Annotated in this window: 2 protein-coding genes and 2 pseudogenes; all 4 read right to left on the bottom strand. The window is 72.5% G+C overall.

What is annotated here, in order from left to right:
• A pseudogene (locus ABYE80_RS19905) lies at positions 1–384 on the bottom strand (NADP-dependent oxidoreductase); the annotation flags it as partial.
• A 92-nt stretch (positions 385–476) separates the two neighbouring features.
• Positions 477–1,478 (bottom strand): acyl-CoA desaturase, encoded by a 1,002-nt coding sequence (locus ABYE80_RS19900; RefSeq protein WP_372792046.1) that lies wholly within the window; start codon positions 1,476–1,478, stop codon positions 477–479.
• A gap of 23 nt (positions 1,479–1,501) precedes the next feature.
• Entirely contained in the window at positions 1,502–2,158 is a 657-nt protein-coding gene (locus ABYE80_RS19895; RefSeq protein ID WP_372792045.1) for a response regulator transcription factor, read from the bottom strand.
• Positions 2,149–2,341: pseudogene (locus tag ABYE80_RS19890) on the bottom strand (histidine kinase); the annotation flags it as partial. The gene ABYE80_RS19895 and the pseudogene ABYE80_RS19890, both read right to left, overlap by 10 nt.

Raw genomic sequence — 2,341 nt, 5'->3', positions numbered from 1 at the left:
TGCGGTCAGCGGTGCCGGGAGCGGATCGGGCAGGAGGGTCAGGGGCGCTTCGAGGGTCGCGTCGTCCGCGAGGCACAGGCTCTGCCACCCGAGGAACCCGGTGACGAAGGCGCCCTCCGGCAGGTCGGTGCGCCGGGACTCCACGACCTGGCCGATGCCGATCCCCCGCATCACCGCTCCCAGCGGCACCGGCGGCATGTAGCCGCGCAGCTCGCTCATCCAGATGCGGTTGGTCGGGTCGATCGACAGCACCAGGGTGCGGATCAGGGCCTGGCCGTCCGTCAGCGGCGGGACCTCCTCCTCCACCAGGGTCAGATCCTCGGCGGTGACCTCACCGCGCGGGCGGCGACGGAGGCGGTAGCAGCGGTTGATGCGATCGGGCATGCCGTGACGCTAGAGGCGTCCCGGCGCGGCGGCTTGGGTCCGCGACACCAAGGCCGCCCGCGGTGTTGTCCGCGGGCCCGCGGACGGGATGCTCAGCGGGCCTTCGCCGCGAGCTTGTCGTCCGACGGGCGCACGACGTCCCACGCCAGGCCGGTCCGCTCCAGCGCGCGGATGAGGAGCGCGGACAGGTCGACCTGGTACCAGCGCAGCCCGTGGTGGGCGGAGGTCGGGAACGCGTGATGGTTGTTGTGCCAGGACTCGCCCATCGAGAAGATCGCCAGCCAGCCGACGTTCCGCGACTCGTCGCCCGTGTCGTAGGCCTTGCGACCGAACACGTGGCAGATCGAGTTGATCGAGTACGTGATGTGGTGCAGCAGCAGCATCCGCACCGCGCCACCCCACAGCAGGCCGGTGAGCGCCGTCGCGAGCGAGCCGCCGATCAGCCAGCCGAGCCCGAAGGGCAGCGCCAGCCCGAGCAGGACCCAGAAGAGGAACGTGCGGTTGACGAACGAGACGACCGGGTCCGCCTGGAGGTCGGGGGCGTAGCGGTCGTGGGACCCGCGCTGATCGTGCAGGAAGATCCACCCGACGTGTGCGTGGAAGAGCCCGTGCAGCGCGCCGCGGAACCCGTGACCGTGCAGGTGGGGGGAGTGCGGATCCCCTTCGTGGTCCGAGAAGGCGTGGTGCTTGCGGTGGTCGGCGACCCACGAGATCACGGGGCCCTCGATCGCCATCGAGCCCAGGGCGGCCAGCACGCCGCGGACGGCGGGCGTGGTCTTGAAGCTGCGATGGGTGAAGAGGCGGTGGAAGCCGACGGTGATGCCCAGGCAGGTCGTCGAGTACATGATCGCGAGCACGATCAGGTCGCTCGGGTGCAGCAGCGAGCTCCACAGCTGCCACGCGACGACGCCGAGCGCCAGGATCGGGACCACGGTGACCACGCCGGTGAGGAAGCGGTCCAGCGACTCGTTCGCGCACGGCTGCACGTCGTCGCGGGTGGGGCCGGCCGGGGGTGCCGGCGGCGGGGAGGTCTCGAGCAGCGTCACACGACGATCGTCGTCGGTGCGGCCCACGAGCGCGCTGGGGGAGCCCACCGAGTGGGGTAGGGATAGCCCCCTTACCGCTCGTCCTGCAACCAGGCGAGTACGGCGAGCACGCGGCGATGGTCGTCGCCGGACGCGGGCAGGTCGAGCTTCCCGAAGATGCTCGTGACGTGCTTCTCCACGGCCCCCGGGGTGACGACCAGCTCGCGCGCGATCGCCGCGTTGGACCGTCCCTCCGCCATGAGCTCGAGCACGTCGCGCTCCCGCGGCGTGAGGTCGCGGAGACGACCGGGCTCGCCGTCCGTGGCCGGCCTGACGAGCTGCGCCACCACCTCGCGGTCCAGGGCGGTGCCGCCGTCCGCGACGCGGTGCACCGCGTCGACGAACTCCGTCACCTCACCGATGCGCTCCTTGAGCAGGTAGCCCAGCCCGCCGCCGCCCCCGGCGAGCAGCTCGGAGCTGTAGGCCTCCTCCACGTGCTGGGAGAGGACCAGCACGCCGAGGTCCGGCCAGCGTCTCCGCGCCTCGATCGCGGCGCGGATGCCCTCGTCGGTGAAGCTCGGCGGGAGGCGGACGTCGACGATGGCGAGGTCCGGCTTGTGGCCGGCGAGGACGCGCAGCAGGCCTTCGGCGTCCTCGACCTGCGCGACGACCTCGATGTCCGCGTCGCGCAGGAGGGACACGAGTCCCTCGCGGAGCAGCACGTGGTCCTCGGCGATGACTACCCGCACGGGAGCTCCGCCCGGACCCGGGTCCCGCCCGCCGGGAGGTCCGCGACCGCCAGGCGGCCGTCCAGGGCCTCGACCCGGCGCCGCAGTCCGGTCAGGCCCGAGCCCTCGGGATCGGCGCCGCCCGGACCCGTGTCGGCCACCTCGATGAAGAGGACGCCGTCCGCGGCGAGGACGGACACGGTG

Origin of the sequence: Paraconexibacter sp. (assembly GCF_041602235.1) — a bacterium.
Taxonomy (GTDB): Bacteria; Actinomycetota; Thermoleophilia; order Solirubrobacterales; family Solirubrobacteraceae; genus Paraconexibacter.
The sequence above is the reverse complement of the archived record's forward strand: the minus strand, read 5'-3'. Positions and strand labels throughout refer to the sequence as shown.